This window comes from Emticicia sp. SJ17W-69 (assembly GCF_051209875.1).
GTDB lineage: Bacteria > Bacteroidota > Bacteroidia > Cytophagales > Spirosomataceae > Emticicia.
Map to the genome: position 1 here is coordinate 2,602,518 of NZ_JBNTQY010000001.1, position 17,016 is coordinate 2,619,533.

General features: G+C 32.5%; 13 protein-coding genes. 7 read left to right on the forward strand and 6 right to left on the reverse strand.

The window, feature by feature from the left end:
- Positions 1 to 40: 40 nt before the first annotated feature.
- Positions 41 to 3,049, reverse strand: a complete 3,009-nt coding sequence (locus ACQUQZ_RS10645; RefSeq protein ID WP_435354922.1) for a tetratricopeptide repeat protein — start codon at positions 3,047 to 3,049, stop codon at positions 41 to 43.
- Positions 3,050 to 3,230: 181 nt separating this feature from the next.
- Between ACQUQZ_RS10645 and ACQUQZ_RS10650 the strand changes: the two genes are divergently transcribed.
- Positions 3,231 to 5,057: a M61 family metallopeptidase gene (locus ACQUQZ_RS10650; protein WP_435354923.1), complete on the forward strand. Its 1,827-nt coding sequence runs from the start codon at positions 3,231 to 3,233 to the stop codon at positions 5,055 to 5,057.
- 57 nt (positions 5,058 to 5,114) lie between these two features.
- On the opposite strand, the gene ACQUQZ_RS10655 is transcribed toward ACQUQZ_RS10650, so the two are convergent.
- Positions 5,115 to 5,357 carry a hypothetical protein gene (locus tag ACQUQZ_RS10655; protein ID WP_435354924.1) on the reverse strand — a complete coding sequence of 81 codons (243 nt, stop codon included), beginning with the start codon at positions 5,355 to 5,357 and terminating at the stop codon, positions 5,115 to 5,117.
- A gap of 102 nt (positions 5,358 to 5,459) precedes the next feature.
- Here ACQUQZ_RS10655 and ACQUQZ_RS10660 point away from each other — a divergent pair, with 102 nt between their 5' ends.
- Positions 5,460 to 6,497 carry a tetratricopeptide repeat protein gene (locus ACQUQZ_RS10660; protein ID WP_435354925.1) on the forward strand — a complete coding sequence of 346 codons (1,038 nt, stop codon included), beginning with the start codon at positions 5,460 to 5,462 and terminating at the stop codon, positions 6,495 to 6,497.
- Here ACQUQZ_RS10660 and menD read toward each other — a convergent pair.
- From menD to rpsO, 4 genes are all read right to left on the reverse strand, one after another.
- A complete protein-coding gene (gene menD, locus ACQUQZ_RS10665; RefSeq protein WP_435354926.1) occupies positions 6,477 to 8,207 on the reverse strand; it encodes a 2-succinyl-5-enolpyruvyl-6-hydroxy-3-cyclohexene-1-carboxylic-acid synthase in 1,731 nt (576 codons plus the stop codon). The genes ACQUQZ_RS10660 and menD overlap by 21 nt on opposite strands.
- A 125-nt stretch (positions 8,208 to 8,332) precedes the next feature.
- Positions 8,333 to 9,196 carry a sigma-70 family RNA polymerase sigma factor gene (locus ACQUQZ_RS10670; protein WP_435354927.1) on the reverse strand — a complete coding sequence of 288 codons (864 nt, stop codon included), beginning with the start codon at positions 9,194 to 9,196 and terminating at the stop codon, positions 8,333 to 8,335.
- A gap of 147 nt (positions 9,197 to 9,343) precedes the next feature.
- Positions 9,344 to 11,473 (reverse strand): polyribonucleotide nucleotidyltransferase, encoded by a 2,130-nt coding sequence (pnp, locus tag ACQUQZ_RS10675; RefSeq protein WP_435354928.1) that lies wholly within the window; start codon positions 11,471 to 11,473, stop codon positions 9,344 to 9,346.
- A gap of 161 nt (positions 11,474 to 11,634) precedes the next feature.
- Positions 11,635 to 11,910: a 30S ribosomal protein S15 gene (rpsO, locus tag ACQUQZ_RS10680; protein ID WP_394992132.1), complete on the reverse strand. Its 276-nt coding sequence runs from the start codon at positions 11,908 to 11,910 to the stop codon at positions 11,635 to 11,637.
- A 406-nt stretch (positions 11,911 to 12,316) separates the two neighbouring features.
- Between rpsO and ACQUQZ_RS10685 the strand changes: the two genes are divergently transcribed.
- The 5 genes from ACQUQZ_RS10685 (at position 12,317) to ACQUQZ_RS10705 (ending at position 16,636) form a co-directional block, all read left to right on the forward strand.
- The gene (locus ACQUQZ_RS10685) at positions 12,317 to 12,802 is read left to right on the forward strand and encodes a hypothetical protein (RefSeq protein WP_435354929.1); all 486 of its coding nucleotides are present in this window, start codon (positions 12,317 to 12,319) and stop codon (positions 12,800 to 12,802) included.
- Between the two features lie 147 nt (positions 12,803 to 12,949).
- A complete protein-coding gene (gene aqpZ / locus ACQUQZ_RS10690) occupies positions 12,950 to 13,627 on the forward strand; it encodes an aquaporin Z (RefSeq protein WP_435354930.1) in 678 nt (225 codons plus the stop codon).
- Positions 13,628 to 14,138: 511 nt separating this feature from the next.
- Positions 14,139 to 15,158: a serine hydrolase domain-containing protein gene (locus ACQUQZ_RS10695; RefSeq protein ID WP_435354931.1), complete on the forward strand. Its 1,020-nt coding sequence runs from the start codon at positions 14,139 to 14,141 to the stop codon at positions 15,156 to 15,158.
- 211 nt (positions 15,159 to 15,369) lie between these two features.
- Entirely contained in the window at positions 15,370 to 16,101 is a 732-nt protein-coding gene (locus ACQUQZ_RS10700) for a hypothetical protein (RefSeq protein ID WP_435354932.1), read from the forward strand.
- A gap of 157 nt (positions 16,102 to 16,258) precedes the next feature.
- Positions 16,259 to 16,636 carry a VOC family protein gene (locus ACQUQZ_RS10705; RefSeq protein ID WP_435354933.1) on the forward strand — a complete coding sequence of 126 codons (378 nt, stop codon included), beginning with the start codon at positions 16,259 to 16,261 and terminating at the stop codon, positions 16,634 to 16,636.
- The last annotated feature ends 380 nt before the right edge of the window (positions 16,637 to 17,016 follow it).

A 17,016-nucleotide genomic window follows, 5' to 3' on the forward strand; every position in this document is an offset into this window, starting at 1 on the left:
TTATTATTCATTATTCGTCAATCTTCATTCTCTATTCACCTCAGTCTTTATTTTCAATTTCTTTTAATTTTTTCTTAGCTGAATCAACAGTTTCTGGTGTATCAGAGTTTTCTATGACTGATTTCAAGGTCGCTTTAGCCATAAAATAATCACCTAAAGCAATATAATCATCTGAAATTAACAGAAAACTCTTTTCATACCAAAATACAAATTCCGAAAACTCTTGAGCTAATTCTTGCAAAGTTTTAATAGACTCTTTGTATTTCTTCGCTTTATATTGCATATCACCAATGAAATACTTTGCTTCTGCTCCGTTATTATCTTTAGCCATTGCAATGGTTTTTTTAAACTCTTCCTCTGCTTTTGTAAAATCATTTTTTTGCATATAAGATTTCCCAAGATATAACTGTGCCTTATTCGAAGCACCCATGACAATATTTCCTCCATTATTAATGATTTCACGAGCAAAATAAATGGTTGAATCTTGGTTACCAACAGTATAATATGATTCGAGTAAACCTTGCCATGCTGTGACTATATCACGTTTATTCTGTGATGAAACAATTACAGTACGGTAATTAGTAATCGCATTTTTGAAACTTTTATTACTGACTTCAATCGCAGCCGCTCTTAATGCGGATTTTGTAACAAAAGTTGTACGATTATCGGCAATCACTTGATTATAGAATTTTAAAGCATTCGGTTTATCATTAGAAATATAATAAGAATCTCCTAAGTAGTACCTGGCTTCAAAGACATTGCTACTATTTGGATAATTTTTAATATATTTTTGCAACGCCAAAATTGCTTTGTCATATTTTTCATTCAAATATAAATTCTTAGCTGTTTCATATTCAAGGTTTTCAACAGAACCATTTTCTGGATTATTTTTCTTATATTCTTCCACTATTAAAGAAAATTCCTCTGGACGACCCACTGTATTTAGGTTTTCTTGTAAACCTAAAAGTGCATTATCAGCGGCTTCTGATTTCCCATAACGTTGGATAATAACTTTATAGTCGATAATTGCAGCTTCATAATTTTTCAAATTTCCATAAGCTAATGCTCTTTTCGATAACGCTTGTGGAATCAAGCCACTTTTTGGTCGTTCACGAACCATTTTACTCAAAATAGTAACTGCATTTTGATAATTTCCTTTATCTAACTCTAATGACCCACTTTGATAAAGTGCATCATCTGCTAAACGTGAATTAGGAAATTGTGTTGATAATTTATCAAAAATTTGCTGTGCTTCTTGGTTTTTACCAAGAAAAGTAAGTGTCAAACCTTTTTGATACATCGCATAATCTTTTTCTGAGCGATTATCTTTTATTGCTTGATCATAATAATTAATGGCCTCAGTATAATTTTTTGAAGCTAAATAGCAATCTCCAATTCTTACAAGAGCGTCCTCATAATTTTGTCTATTTGCCTCCTCTTTTTTACCTTTCAAAAATTCTTTAAAATAATTACTCGCTTGCTTATAATCTTTATTATTATAGTTCAAATATGCCAAGCCATAACGGCTTTTTTGTTTCAACGTTTCATTCCCTACATTCAAAACATCTTTATATAAAGCCTCAGCCTCAGGTAATTTGGCAGCATAAGCAGCTTCGGCTTTCCAGAAAAGCGAATTTTGTTTTAATTCATTATCATTTGGTTGTGAAAGGGATTTGTCAAAATACTGGATTGCTCTTGAATATCGTTCAGCATTAAAATCCAAAACTCCTTGGTTGTAACAAAGTCGTTGATAGGCTGTATTGATCTTAGTAGTACGTTTTTTTAAATTTTCTATATAAGCTATTGCTTGTGCGTAGTTATTAGAGTCAAACAATACTTCACTCAAAATTTCGTTAGCATCATCTTCATATTTACCATTAGGATAAGTCTTTAAATACTCCTGCAATTCGTTTATTCCTTGTTGATTATTCCCTAAATCAATGGCAACTTTAGCATAATTATATTGAGCTTCTTCTTTAATAACTTTATCAAAATTTGAAGACTTTGCTCTTTCAAAAGCGGCAAAAGCGGCATTAATATCATTGGCTTTTAATGAAGAAATCCCTAAATAATAAGCTGATTGTTGTCCAAGTTCAGTGTTTAATGCAGCCAATTTTTTAAAGTTTTCAACTGCTTTTTCAAAATTATTAGTTTTATATAAACTATAAGCGTGCCTAAATGTAACTTGGTTAGAAACCGAACCTCGTCTAAAATTTCTGAATTTATCATAATACTTTGCTGCTTTTACAAAATCGTCTTTAAAATAACAAACCTCAGCCGTCACCAAACAAATATCATCAATCTTTTTCCCATTAGGTTTATCGATTATTGGCTCTGTATATGCTAATAATTCGTCATTTTTTTTCTGAACATACAAAATATTTGCAATCCAATTAGGAATTTCAATACGATATGGGTTTACATTTTCAACTTTCTTGAAATCTGCCAAAGCCGCATCATAGTTTTCCTTTTTATAATTAATCACGCCTGAATAATAAGCAGCTGGCTGAGAATAATCAGAAGCAATACTTTTCACTTCCGAAAATAAGGGCAAAGCTTTTTGATAATCATTCGTCTGATAATAAGAAATAGCTAATTTATATTTCAACTCAAGTGTTTGAAGACTATTACTTGCCTCGTTAGTTGCCTTCTCTAAATAGGAAATTGCTCGATTGTAATCGCCTTGTTCATAGAAATACTTACCTAAATCAACATAAATCACCTTAGCTTTTGGATGACTCGAATGATTAACTGCAAATCTTTCAATTTCAATATCAGCATCGAGGGCTTTAGAATATAATCCAGCCAACGCAGCATAATACTCTGCATTGGTTAAATTAAATTCATTCTCTTTAAGATTTTTTCCTGTTAATGAGATATAATGTTTAAACTCTTCCCGTGAGGCAGCATATACTTTCTTTTGAAAAAGTTCGATTCCTTTGTGGTAATGAGATTCGGGGTCAGTATATGCAATTGTGTTTTGTGAAAATGTCGGTACTGATATATACGTAAAAGTACCTACAAGCATCGAAGCTATGATTTTTTTCATGGAATTAAGGTCAGTGAAACAATTAACCAATTTAGGTAAAAAGTTTAAATCAAACAGAGTGCCAATTATTATTTGGAGGAAAAAATGACGTAACTTATGATACGCCAACGTGCAAAAAACGTTATTTTTACTAAAAAATTGTCTTTCTTTCATCTCAAACAAATAAAACTTAATTTTTTAAATGAAAAATTTAATTTTACTCATTTTCCTTCTTGGTTTTAGTGTCAAACTCACCAAAGCCAAATCATTCATTGATGATAATCCTTTTCCTAAAACCAATATTTCTTATGGTTTATCAATGACTGAACCTTGGACTCATTATTTTGAAGTTTCAATGACTTTGGAAAATATTGATAAAATTTCAGAATTGAAAAATGCTGATTACGTAGATTTTAAAATGCCGGTTTGGACTCCAGGTTCATACCTTATTAGAGAGTATGCAAAAAATGTTGAAGGATTTACAGTTTCAGATGGTACTCAAGCTTTAAAGTTTGATAAACTCAACAAAAATACATGGCGAATCCAACGTGGAAAAAGTAATCGAATAGTTATCAATTATAAAGTCTATTCATTTGAATTAAGTGTTAGAACTAGTTTTCTTGATGATATTCATGGTTATGTTAATGGTGCAAGTATGTTTTTGTATGTCCCACAACTCAAAATGGCACCAGCTACTTTAAGTATTAATCCTTATAAAGGTTGGACAACTATTTCTACTGGGCTAAAAAGTATTCCTGATAAAAACTTTACTTATTTTTCACCAAACTTTGACATATTAGTCGATAGTCCAATTGAAATTGGGACGCATAGGGTATTGACTTTTAAAGCTTCTGGTATTCCTCATTCTTTGGCAATTTTCAGTTATGCTCCTTTGCAGTATGATGAGAAAAAAGTTTTAGACGCTTTTAAAAAAGTTACTGAGGCAGCAGCAACAGTAATTGGTGAAAATCCATGTGAAAATTATACATTTATCAATCATCAGATACTAAACCCAAGTGGCGGGCTTGAGCATTTGAACTCAACTACTTGCCAGAACTTTCCAAACGCATTTGTCAATGACAATGCAATAAAAAATTCGATGGGACTTTTTTCACATGAATATTTTCATCTTTGGAATGTGAAAAGGATTCGTCCAATAGCTCTCGGACCATTTGATTATGATAATGAAAACTATTCACACAGTTTATGGGTTTCTGAAGGAATTACTAGTTTCTATCAATGGAATATTCTTTTGCGTGCTGAAATTTTAACACCCGATGAATACCTCTTAAAAGTAGTTGCTCCAATTGGTAATATCGAAAATCAGATTGGTCAGAAAGTTCAAGCGGTTGCAGAAGCCAGTTGGGATGCTTGGATTAAGCAATATCGTCCAAATGAAAATTCACGGAATAGTACAATTTCTTATTATGAAAAAGGTGCGGTCATCGGTAGTTTGCTAAACCTATATATTTTGGGTGAAACGAAAGGAAAAAAGAGTCTCGATGATGTTTTTCGTTTGTTATACAATGAATATTATAAAAAACAAAACAGAGGTTTTAAAGACGAAGAATTTCAAAAGGCTTGTGAAGAAGTTGCAGGTATCAGTATGGAAAGTTTCTTTCAAAAATATATTTGGAACACTGACGCAATTGATTACGATGCTTACTTCAAATATGTTGGATTGAAATTAATCAAAGATTTTGACAATAAAACCCCATTTTTAGGTGCAACTATTACAAATGGTAAAATATCTTATATTCAAAGTGGAACAGCAGCTTATAACGGCGGATTGAATGTAAATGATGAAATTTTAGAAATTGATGAGATGAAAGTTGAAAATCCAATGTTGGCTATTTTGGACAAAAAAGTTGGAGATGTAATCAAGGTTAAAGTTAAAAGGCAAGGGCAAGAATTTAATTACAATATAACTTTAAGCCCTAATCCTTCGGCAAAGTTTAAACTTGAAAAAGTACAAAATTTTACGTCTGAGCAAGAGTTACTTTATAAGAAATGGTTGTTTATAAAATAACTTAGCAACACAATTCTCCGAATTGTGATTTTAAAATTCGGAGAATTGTGTTACTGACTAATCAATAGAATCCAAAATCATTTCAAAATCTTCGGCCATTTCTTTGAAACGATTGACTACTTTTTCCATGAAAGTGTCGCCTATCATTTCTTCGATTTCGTCCTCTCCCGCAACATCATATTCATTTACTTTATAAGTTTGTTCATACATTCCAGCCTCAAATTTTATGATAAACTTATTGTTCCAAGCATAAAGAGAGGCTTTGCAAAAATCATTGGGTATTTCTTTAATAAATTTCATTTTTCGAATATTTTGTTCTGAATAATATCACAATTTTACATAAGATTTCTTTACGGAAAAAATAAAAACAACAAATAATTAATTAAAAATAATTCTATTAATATGTTACATAATATCAATACTTTTAAAAAGTATATTTCTTTCATTATTTTTTCTACTTTTATTTTCGCATGTGAAAGAGCAAAAAAAGATAGTGAACTTTTCTTTATTCAAGGGAATGTTGCTTATAAAAAAGGGAATTATGAAGAGGCAATCAAATTCTATACAGAAGCTATCGAAAAAACTCCCGAATTTGCAGATGCCTACAATAATCGTGGTACTGTAAAAATGGCATCTAATAAATTAGAGGAAGCAATTGCGGATTTTGAAAAAGCACTTTCTCTTGACAATGAGTTTATCTTGGCTAAATACAATTTAGGTGAAGCCTATTCTAACACCAATGAATTGGATAAATCACTTGAATTATTAAAGCAAATTGAAACAAAATATAAAGATTCTTCTTTCTACTTTGTAACGTTAAGTAATGTATTGATCAAAAAAAACAATTACGCTGATGCGAACAGTCAACTTCTGAATGCAATTAGGCTTGATAAAAAAAATGATAAAGCTTGGACAAATCTTGGTTTTATACAATATTCAGAAAAAAAATATAAAGAAGCAAAGGCAAGTTTTGAAAGAGCTATTAATCTGAACCCCAATCAAGATTTGGCTTATAACAATTTAAGTTTAGTGTATGCCAATGAAAACAATTTCACCAAAGCAATTGAATTGAGTAATAAAGCTATCAACATAAATAAGTCTAATCTTTACATAAATAATAAAGGGTATTTTTTATTAAATATTGGTCAATTAGAAGAAGGTAAAAAATTAGTTGATGAAGCAATTGAAGCCGACCCAAATAATGCTTGGGCATTTAGAAACTTAGGTGTTTATTATTTGTTAAACAAAAACTTTATGAAGGCAATAGAAAATTTTGTAAAATCAGATAAGCTGGATCCATCTGTTGAATTATTAAATTACTATATGGGTCTTACACAACAAAGCCTCAACAATAAAGTCAAGGCTTGTGAGTACTGGTCAATTGGTAAAAAACTGAATGAACAAAAATCAATCGAGTCATTAACAAAATTCTGCCATTAATCTTTTGTATTTAGCAAAAACGATTGGATTCAAACTCCCATCTAATTCTATTTCCATCAGTTTAGATTGAGAACTTTTGCTAAAAAAATCAATAAGTGTTTCGTTCAATTCGTTTTCATTTAAAATTTTTGAATATACTAAACCCGATTCTGTTGCTGTTTGATAAGCTGAAAATGTTTGTTTTGTAACAAAATAATCAGCAGCTTCAGGCTGGCGATTTGGCCCATCAATGATGTTAAAAATGTTTCCACCGTGGTTATTTAAAACGATAACTCGCAGATTATCAGGCAGATACGTATTCCAAAAGGCATTTCTGTCATAGAAAAATGACATATCTCCTATCAAGCAAGTAACCATTTTATCGGTTTTTAATGCACTTCCAACGGCAGAACTAAGAGAACCATCTATGCCACTTGTGCCTCTATTTGCAAAAATTTCTATGTTTTTTGCCATTTTCAAGCCTATGAGATTTGCATATCGCACGGGCATACTGTTAGCTACATGGAATATCGAATTCTCAGGCAGTTTGTCCAACACATTTCTAATGGCTTTAAACTCTGAAAATTCAATATTATTCAGAAATTGGTTTAATTGCAGTTTGGCTTTAGAGTCTGACTGTTTCCATTTTTGAAAATAGGTTTCGTCCTCTTCTTCATCACCTTCTTTGAATTTCAGAAAGTCTAAATCTTCAAAAAGTTGATTAAAGAAATATTCGGGCGAAACTTCAATTTTATGCGTAAGAGTTTGAAATGGATCTATCAACTCACCATTTTCTTGTATATGAAAATGATAGCGAGGTTTATTATTACGAATAAATAATTTTAAATTTTTAGAAATAATTGATTTACCACAGGTAATAAGTAAATCGGGTTTCAAAGAATTTAGAAATTCAGTATTCTTTGAAGATAAAAACACATCCGCATTGATAGCAGTATTTACATTTGAAATAATATCTCCAACTACTGGTACAGCAAACTCTTCTGAAATTTTATTAAGTGTCTCATTAAGCTCAGAGCTTTGTCTATGCCCAACAATAATTAATTTCCTTTCAGTTGATTGCCAAATTTCTTGAAACTGTTGCCAAAACTCTTTTGTTAGTTTTTTCTCAGTTCTTACATTTTCAATAAGTCTAATATTTTTATTAAATGTTATCTCCTCATTATCAGTTGGATAAAATGGTTCACGAATTGGAACATTGATATGAACAGGCCCTTTTGGAGATGTTTGTGTTAGATTAATCGCTTCATTGAGAATTCGTTCAATTTGCCAAACCGAATCGTTGTTTGAATAATCAGCGGGGAGTTCGAAGCTCTTTTTTACATGTTTACCAAAAATATCTTTTTGATAAATCGTTTGTCCATCATATTGATGAATCCATTCAGGTGGACGATCAGCTGTAAGTACCAGCAATGGAATTTCCTGAAAAAAAGCTTCCGCAACAGAAGGAGCGAAATTATAAGCAGCCGTTCCTGATGTACAAACAAGAGCAACTGTTTTTTCAGTCACTTGTGCCATACCCATTCCAATAAATCCTGCTGAGCGTTCATCACTAATGCTATAAGTCTGGATTTCTGGATGGCGAACCATCGCAATTGTCAAAGCTGCACTGCGGGATCCTGGACACAAAATAGCATTTTGCACATCTTTCCTCGCACAAATTTCAGCAATATTATGAATTGGCGAAAGTTTGTTGTTTTTTAAACTATCCATTACAAAGTATCATTTGGAATATTTTTAACAAAAAAAGGTACGTAAAACGCACCTTTTTTTATATTATTTAAGATTTGATAGCTGCGAAACAACCATTCGCTCATTCTATCAATCATTCATTATTTTTAACCTAAGTATGCTTTCAAAGCTTTACTTCTTGAAGTTTGGCGTAAACGACGAATCGCTTTTTCTTTAATTTGACGAACACGCTCACGAGTCAAATTAAATTTTTCACCAATTTCTTCAAGTGTCATTGCTTGCTCACCATTCAAACCGAAGTAGTACGTAATTACTTCTGCCTCACGTTGAGTCAAAGTTGACAAAGCTCTCATTACTTCTCTACGAAGTGAATCATCAATCAAACCTTGATCAGGTTTAATTTCACTGTCATTTTCCAACACATCCAATAAACTATTTTCTTCTCCTTGTACAAAAGGAGCATCAACAGAAACATGGCGGCCAGAAATTTTCAATGTATCAATAACCTCTGCTGCTGTAATTTCTAAAACTTCAGCCAACTCTTCTGGTGATGGTTCACGTTCAAATTTTTGTTCGAGGTCAGAGAATGTTTTCGAGATTTTATTCAATGAACCTACACGATTCAATGGCAATCTTACAATACGAGATTGCTCAGCCAAAGCTTGCAAAATTGATTGACGAATCCACCATACTGCATAAGAAATAAATTTAAAACCACGTGTTTCATCAAATCTTTGAGCAGCTTTAATCAAGCCAAGATTTCCTTCATTAATCAAATCACCCAAAGACAAACCTTGGTTTTGGTATTGTTTTGCAACGGATACCACGAAACGTAAGTTCGCTTTTGTCAAACGTTCCAATGAAAGTTGATCTCCATCACGAATCTTCTGGGCAAGAATTACTTCCTCATCTGGAGTTAGCAAATCTACTTTCCCAATTTCTTGAAGATACTTATCGAGAGATTGGCTTTCTCTATTGGTTATTTGCTTACTAATTTTTAGCTGACGCATATTTTCTTTTTAAGCGGGACAACAGCCCGACAGATTTTCTTAGATAACGAAAAAAACTTAAATACCTTAACTAAATCAACAATTAATATTTGTTAAATGTTCATTTAGTTGTTAACGCTCATTTAAACTGAGCGTTTCATTAAAATATTATTGTCTTTCAGGTCTTGGTAAAAGTGCCTTTCTCGACAAACGGAATTTACCTGTTTTTGGATCAACCTCAAGTAATTTCACTTGTAGCTCTTCTCCAATTTCAAGAACACCATCCATACTTGGAAGTCTTTCCCACGAAATTTCTGAAATATGTAGTAAACCTTCTTTACCAGGCATAAATTCAACAAAAGCACCAAATGGTTGAATTGATTTTACTTTAGCATCATAAACCTCACCAACTTCTGGTGTTGCAACGATTCCGTAAACTCTTTTCTTTGCTTTGTCCATACTCTCGCCATTGGCTGAGAAGATTGAAACATAACCTTTACCCTCTTTTTCTTCAATGGTGATTGTTGCACCTGACTCACGTTGAATCTCTTGAACGATTTTTCCACCAGGCCCGATTACTGCTCCAATAAATTCTTTATCAATAACAATCGTAAATGCACGTGGCGTATGAGGTTTCAAATCTGGACGAGCTGCCGGAATTGCTTCCTTCATTTTACCCAAGATGTGAATTCTGCCTTGCTTTGCTTGCAACAATGCTTGTTCTAATACTTCAAACGACAAACCACCAATTTTAATATCCATTTGGCAAGCCGTAATTCCATCTTCAGTTCCTGTTACTTTAAAGTCCATGTCACCCAAATGGTCTTCATCGCCCAAAATATCAGATAAAACAGCCCATTTACCAGTTTCAGGATTTGTAATTAAACCCATAGCAATTCCAGAAATTGGAGCTTTGATTGGCACACCTGCATCCATTAATGCCAAACATCCTGCACAAACTGTTGCCATTGAAGACGAACCATTCGATTCAAGAATATCAGAAACGACACGAATAGTATAAGGATTATCAATATCAGCAGGAAGAATTTTCTTTAATGAGCGTTGAGCTAAATTTCCGTGACCAATTTCACGGCGACCAGCACCACGATTAGGTTTAATTTCTCCCGTTGAAAAACCTGGAAAATTATAGTGTAAATAGAATTTGCTATAACCCGAAACCATCACTTGGTCAACAATCATCTCGTCCAATTTTGTACCTAATGTTGCTGTTGTCAATGATTGGGTTTCTCCACGAGTAAACAAAGCTGCACCGTGTGCCGATGGCAAGAAATCAACTTCACAAACAATTGGACGAATCTCATCTAATTTACGACCATCCAAACGTTTACGCTCATCTAATACCATGTTTCGAGAAGCATAATATTGAATATCACCAAAATATGTTTTTGCAAAACCTTTTTTTGCTGCCAACTCCTCTTCAGATAAAGTAGCAAGAAAATCTTTTAGTATTGCTCCAAATTTTTCTTTTCTAACCTCTTTTTGATTATTGCCTTCTAAACAAACCGCATAAACTTTATCATAAAGTTCAGTGTTCATTCTTTCTCTCAACTCCTCATCATGCACTTCATGGTTATAAACACGTTTAGTCGTTTTACCAACCAATTCACCAAATTCTTTCTGAGCATTTACTTGAACGATGATCGCTTCATGAGCAATTCTGATTGCTTCAATCATTTCATCTTCTGTACATTGGTCAGCCTCACCTTCTACCATGATGATATTTTCCAATGTTCCTGCAACGATTAAATCAATTGTTGCTTTTTTGATTTCAGTTGTAGTTGGGTTAACTACATATTTTCCATCTATTTTTGCAACTCTAACTTCCGAAATCGGTCCATTGAAAGGAATATCGGAAGCAGCCAAAGCGGCTGAAGCAGCCAAAGCAGCCAAAGCATCTGGTTGTACTTCTGAGTCAGCCGAAATCAAATAAACCATTACTTGTACATCAGCATGATAATCTTCTGGGAAGATTGGACGCAAAGCACGGTCAATAAGACGACTAATTAAGATTTCATTGTCCGATAAACGACCTTCACGGCGTTGAAAACTTCCTGGAATTTTACCTGCAGCACCAAATTTTTCTTGGTAATCGACAGATAAAGGCAAAAAATCGGTACCTTCTTTGTGTTCTTGGGCAGCTACAACAGTTGCTAATAACATGGCGTTACCGCTTCTTACAACTACCGAACCATCTGCTTGTCTTGCTAATTTTCCTGTTTCGAGGGTAATCACTTTGCCATCGGGCATTTCGATGGTCTTGGAGTGAATGTTAAACATTTTTTAGTTTAAGATTAAACCACGTTTCCGCTTTCGACGTGGCAATATGTTATCCGTAATTCCGCGGGGATAAAATTTATATGACTTTGTAGTGTTTTGCCAAAAGAAAATCAGGGAATTCTGTCGAAAATTTCCGAAAGAAAACCCTGATTTTATTAATATTACTTACGAATTCCTAATTCAGCAATGATAGCTCTGTAACGAGAAATGTCATTCTTGTACAAATAATCAAGCAATCTACGACGCTTACCAACCAATTTCAACAAACCTGCTCTAGTAGAGTAATCATGTTTGTGAGATTTTAAATGCTCAGTAAGGTGAATGATACGAAATGTAAATAATGCAATCTGAGATTCGGCAGAGCCAGTATCAGTTGCTTTTTTTTGGAAACCTTTGCCAGCAAAGATTTCTTCTTTCTTCTCCGTAGTTAAATACATTTGATGTTAACTTAGATTTTTTTAAATAAATATGAAAAACAAACGCAAAGATAAGTTTTTATTTTCAATAATTAATGAAAATTAAGAAAATAATATATTCTAAAGGAAATATAAATAGGAATACATTTGGACTTTTTGGTGAGAATAAATACTTTTATAGATATAATAATTTGCTTAAAATAAATATTGAATGATATAAATAATGCAATAATAAATCAAAATAATAGCAAACAATACAAAAAGTACGTCTAAACTTTCATATATATTTATGAGTAGTGGAAATTCAGCGTTACCATTGAAATTAAGTAGATAAACCTTACTTTTTATAAAAATTTTCATGACATTTTTTACAAGGGGAAGCCGAAAACCGCATATTGAAAGAGTAGGCAAATTCAATTTTAAAAAGATGAGAAAAACAATTTTTATTTTCACAGCACTATTATTGCTCAATTTTAACTCAGTTTTTGCACGTATTGTTGTATGCTTGAATTTCGGCAATGGTCAGTGGCATTGTAATGTTTTAGAAGGAGATTGTTCCATGGCAGGTGGAGAAGGCCTTTCTGATTTCGGTGGTTATTCAAATGGAAGATTTTGTAAACAACTTATGATTTTGCCAAAAAGACCTCCCATTATACGAATTGATAGGAACGGGCGTGCATTTCTTGATAATAATGGGCAAATCACACAAATCGCTTCGGATAAGATTAAGCGTTTTTTTGAAAATTCTAATAAAATAACAAAAACAGATATGACCACATTTCTAAAAAATGATGATGGCATTGTTTCTCAAAAAAGATTAGAAACCATTGCTAAAGAATTAAATGCAAAAATTGAAAAGTCCAACAAATCCATTTCAGCTAACTACTGTCCTGCCTGTGAAGAAAAAAAATAACTGTTTTGCTCCTAAATAAAATATGTAAACAGATAACATAGAAGTTCAAGAGAAAATAAAAACTAAAGTGGAGACCAGATACCACTTAAATAAACGGGGCGAAACCGAAAAGCCAAACGAGTAGGAAATAATTTAAATAAATAGAAAATGAAAAAGAATTTATCTGAATTTTTAGGAACTTTTTGGTTGGTATTAGGCGGATGTGGAAGTGCAGTGCTTGCTGCTGGCTTTCCAGAAGTAGGTATCGGACTTGTAGGAGTATCGTTAGCTTTTGGACTCACTGTCCTTACTATCGCATATTCAATGGGACACATTTCAGGAGCACATTTAAATCCTGCAGTAACAATTGGTTTATGGATGGGTGGAAGAATTAGTGTCAAAGAAGTTTTACCCTATATAGTGTCTCAAGTTTTGGGTGGGATTGCAGCAGCAGGAGTACTCTATATTATTGTTACTGGTAATGGGAGTGAGATTGGCTCTTTTGCAGCAAATGGATATGGCTCACATTCTCCAGGTGGATATAGTATGACATCTGCAATTGTGACAGAATTAGTCATGACCTTTATGTTTTTATTGATTATTTTGGGAGCAACAGATGAAAAAGCACCAAAGGGTTTCGCAGGTATAGCTATTGGGCTTGCTTTAACTCTTATACATTTAATTAGCATACCTGTAACTAATACCTCTGTTAACCCTGCAAGAAGTATTAGCCAAGCATTATTCGTTGGAGACTGGGCTATTTCTCAATTGTGGTTGTTTATTGTAGTTCCAATCATTGGTGCAGCTTTGGCAGGAATCGTTTATAAATTTATGAAGTCAGAATAAAAACCAGTCACCAACAGTAGGTTTGGCATTATTGGGGCTTGATAAATATTTCCTTGACATTTTTATTGTGCTTCAGTTCGGACTCGATGTTATGATGCTCCCTCAGAGTCTCCCTTATCGGTTACTCTGAGGTTTTGTTCTATATTTTGGTTTGAATCTTATAAATTTTTATAATATTTTTTGTGTAAACATGTTTAATGAATAATAGTACATCAACAAACATTTGTAATAGCAGACGAGTTCTCAATCTCACTTCGTCATAGAATTATTATTCGTTTTGTGCAAGTTCGGCTGTTCGTTATACAGATCGTAATTATCAAACCTTCACAAAATTTTGAAAATTGTCTAACTTTAGAAAGCCTAAGCATATCATAACAAAAGCAACATTAAACTTCAAAATATGACTACTCGGATTTCTTTAATATTAATCTACATATGTATTTTTAGTACCATCTCTTGTAATAAAGACATAGATACAAGTGTAAACTCAAAGGAGGAATTTGAGCTAAAAATGAAATCCGAATTTTCAAAACAGGGTCTAACTTCAATTTCATACTGTATAGTAAAAAATGACAAGCTTTTATACAGTAATGCTTTAGGATATGCAAACCAAAGTAATAACACCTTAGCAACAGACGCTACAAGATATTTGATTGCATCAGTTTCAAAAACAATAACTGCCGTAGCTATAATGAGATTGGTTGAACAAAATTTGATTTCATTAGATGATGATATCAATCAGTTTCTACCTTATTCTGTTCGCAATCCAAATTTTCAAAATGATAAAATAACTTATAGAATGCTATTAAGCCACACGTCCAGTATTATTGATGATTTTCAAGAAAACTTCGAGTTGGACTGTTATGGCAAAGACTGTAGCATGACTTTAGAACAATATTTCAACAATGTGTTTTTACCTAAGGGTCAATTTTATTCGTCAACTAATTTTTCAAAGTATAAGCCAAGCACAAACGAAGATTATAGTAATTTAGGTTCAGCACTACTTGGTTATTTAGTAGAAAGAATTACTCATACATCTTTTGACGAATACTGTAAAACCAATATTTTTAATCCACTAAATATGACAAAAACAGAATGGAGATTAGCAAATACACCCATTGCCGAATTAGCTATTCCATATTCAAAAGACATTCCAAATCAAAATAATCCACATTATACATTTCCCGATTATCCAAACGGAGGACTTCGTACTACTGTGCTGGATTTATCAATTTTTTTAAGAATGATAATTTTGAATGGCACATTTAATGGCACTCAAATATTGTCACAATCAAGTATGAAGACTATGAAAACGCTACAATTTGGAAGTGTTGATCAATGTTTATCATTCTATTTTGAAACAATAGGTAGCAAAAGACTTTTAGGACATAGCGGTGGCGAAAAGGGTGTAACAGCAGAAATGTATTATGATACTGGTACAAATATTGGAATAATTATTTTCAGTAATGAAGAAGATGCACCATTGGATAACATAATATCAATAATGTTTAACTATGCCGAGAAGCTTTAATAAATTTGTGTAATACTATAAAATAATACATACGGTCTATATTTTGAGTTGAAACTCGAAGTTTATATTTATCAATACATAAACCCTTATTGGCAACCTATTCTGCATAAATAATTGTCAAACGTAGGATGAAAGCATTTCTAATTTGCCTTGAAATAAGTTTACACAAAAATTTGAAATTTAATTATTAATTTTATTAAGTCGATAAAATATGAGTAAATATTCAAGCCTTCATAAATGGATGATTTTTCCTATGATTATCATGCAACTTGGAATTTTCGGAGATTATTGGGGCGATTTTTCTGAGAATGCTTGGTCTGTACATATACATTATTGGACTGGAACTGCATGGTATATTTATTTAATTATTCAACCATACTTTGCTACACATAAACAGATGTCGAAGCATCGAACTAACGGAATCATCGGCATGTTCATAGCTGGAGGCGTATGTTTAACTGCATTAAGTATGATGCATAGAGATATTGTAACAACACAAAATTCATTAGCGGCTCCAAAGCAGTTTGGTCCATTTGAACCTTGGTTCTTTTTTGGCTTTGCAGCTGTAGAAATAGTAATGATGATAGCCTTTGGATATGCGATTATAAAAAGTATTATTTATAGAAAAGACGTAGAAGATCATGCTTGGTGGTTAATATCAACTGTTTTTTTGATTATGATGCCAGCACTTGCCCGTGGAATTCAAAATGTGTACATAGGAATACATGTAAAAGAGTTTCCTAACATAAATATCATTACTCCAATTTATTATACTCAAATATTTATTATTGGAATGCTATTATTTGGTGCATGGAAATACGGTAAAGTCAAACATCCAGCAACTTATCTTGCCATTTTTGTTAATGTATTTATATTATTTATCGAACCCATTGGCAGATCTGAACATGTTCAACTTTTATTAAAAACCTTCATCAAAGGATAGCTTTTTAAATAAATTCTCGCTTATTTTAGCTATTAATTTTAATCAAAATAATCGCAAGAAACAAATCAAATTATCAGCCAAAATTGATAATAAAGATAAAAGTTTTAAAACTAATATTTTAAACTTAACTGATCTCAAAAAAATTAGCAATACAAAAATGAAAAAAGTAACTGGAATTGGTGGCATTTTCTTTAAATGCAAAGACCCCAATAAAATGAATGAATGGTATAAAACGCATTTAGGGCTTGAAACAAACCAATATGGAGCAAACTTTGAGTGGCGAGAGGCAGAAGACCCATCAAAACAAGGCTCTACTCAATGGAGTCCGTTTGCTGAAACTACGAACTACTTTGAACCATCCTCAAAAGACTTTATGATAAACTATAGAGTTGACAATTTGGAAGCTCTTGTAGAACAACTTAAAAGTGGAGGCGTAACAATTTTAGACAAAATTGAAACTTTTGATTATGGAAAGTTTGTACACATTATTGACCTAGAAGGCAACAAGATTGAACTTTGGGAGCCAATTGATTGAAGAAAACATTTAAGGAACGATTCTTTCGATACAGGCATATAGAACTACAAAATCTCCTAAAAAAGCTCAAAATTAATAGCAATTGAGCATTCCAAAGCAATGGCTTTGACTGATAAAATTACATAAACAAATTTCGACTGATTTTTTGGTGGCTCAATAATAACCCAATTGGACAGCACCAACTAGAAATGACACATGGGTTTAGTACAGATATAGAGTGCATACAAGTGACCGATCAAGGCAATATTTAATAATATGGATTAGTTGGATCTGTAATATTTCAGCTTTATAATAAAGTCGTTATTTTTAAGAAATAATTTTACATCTTCAAAAAAAGCCATACACCGGAAAGAATCTAATGAATGGCTTTTTAGCTCTGT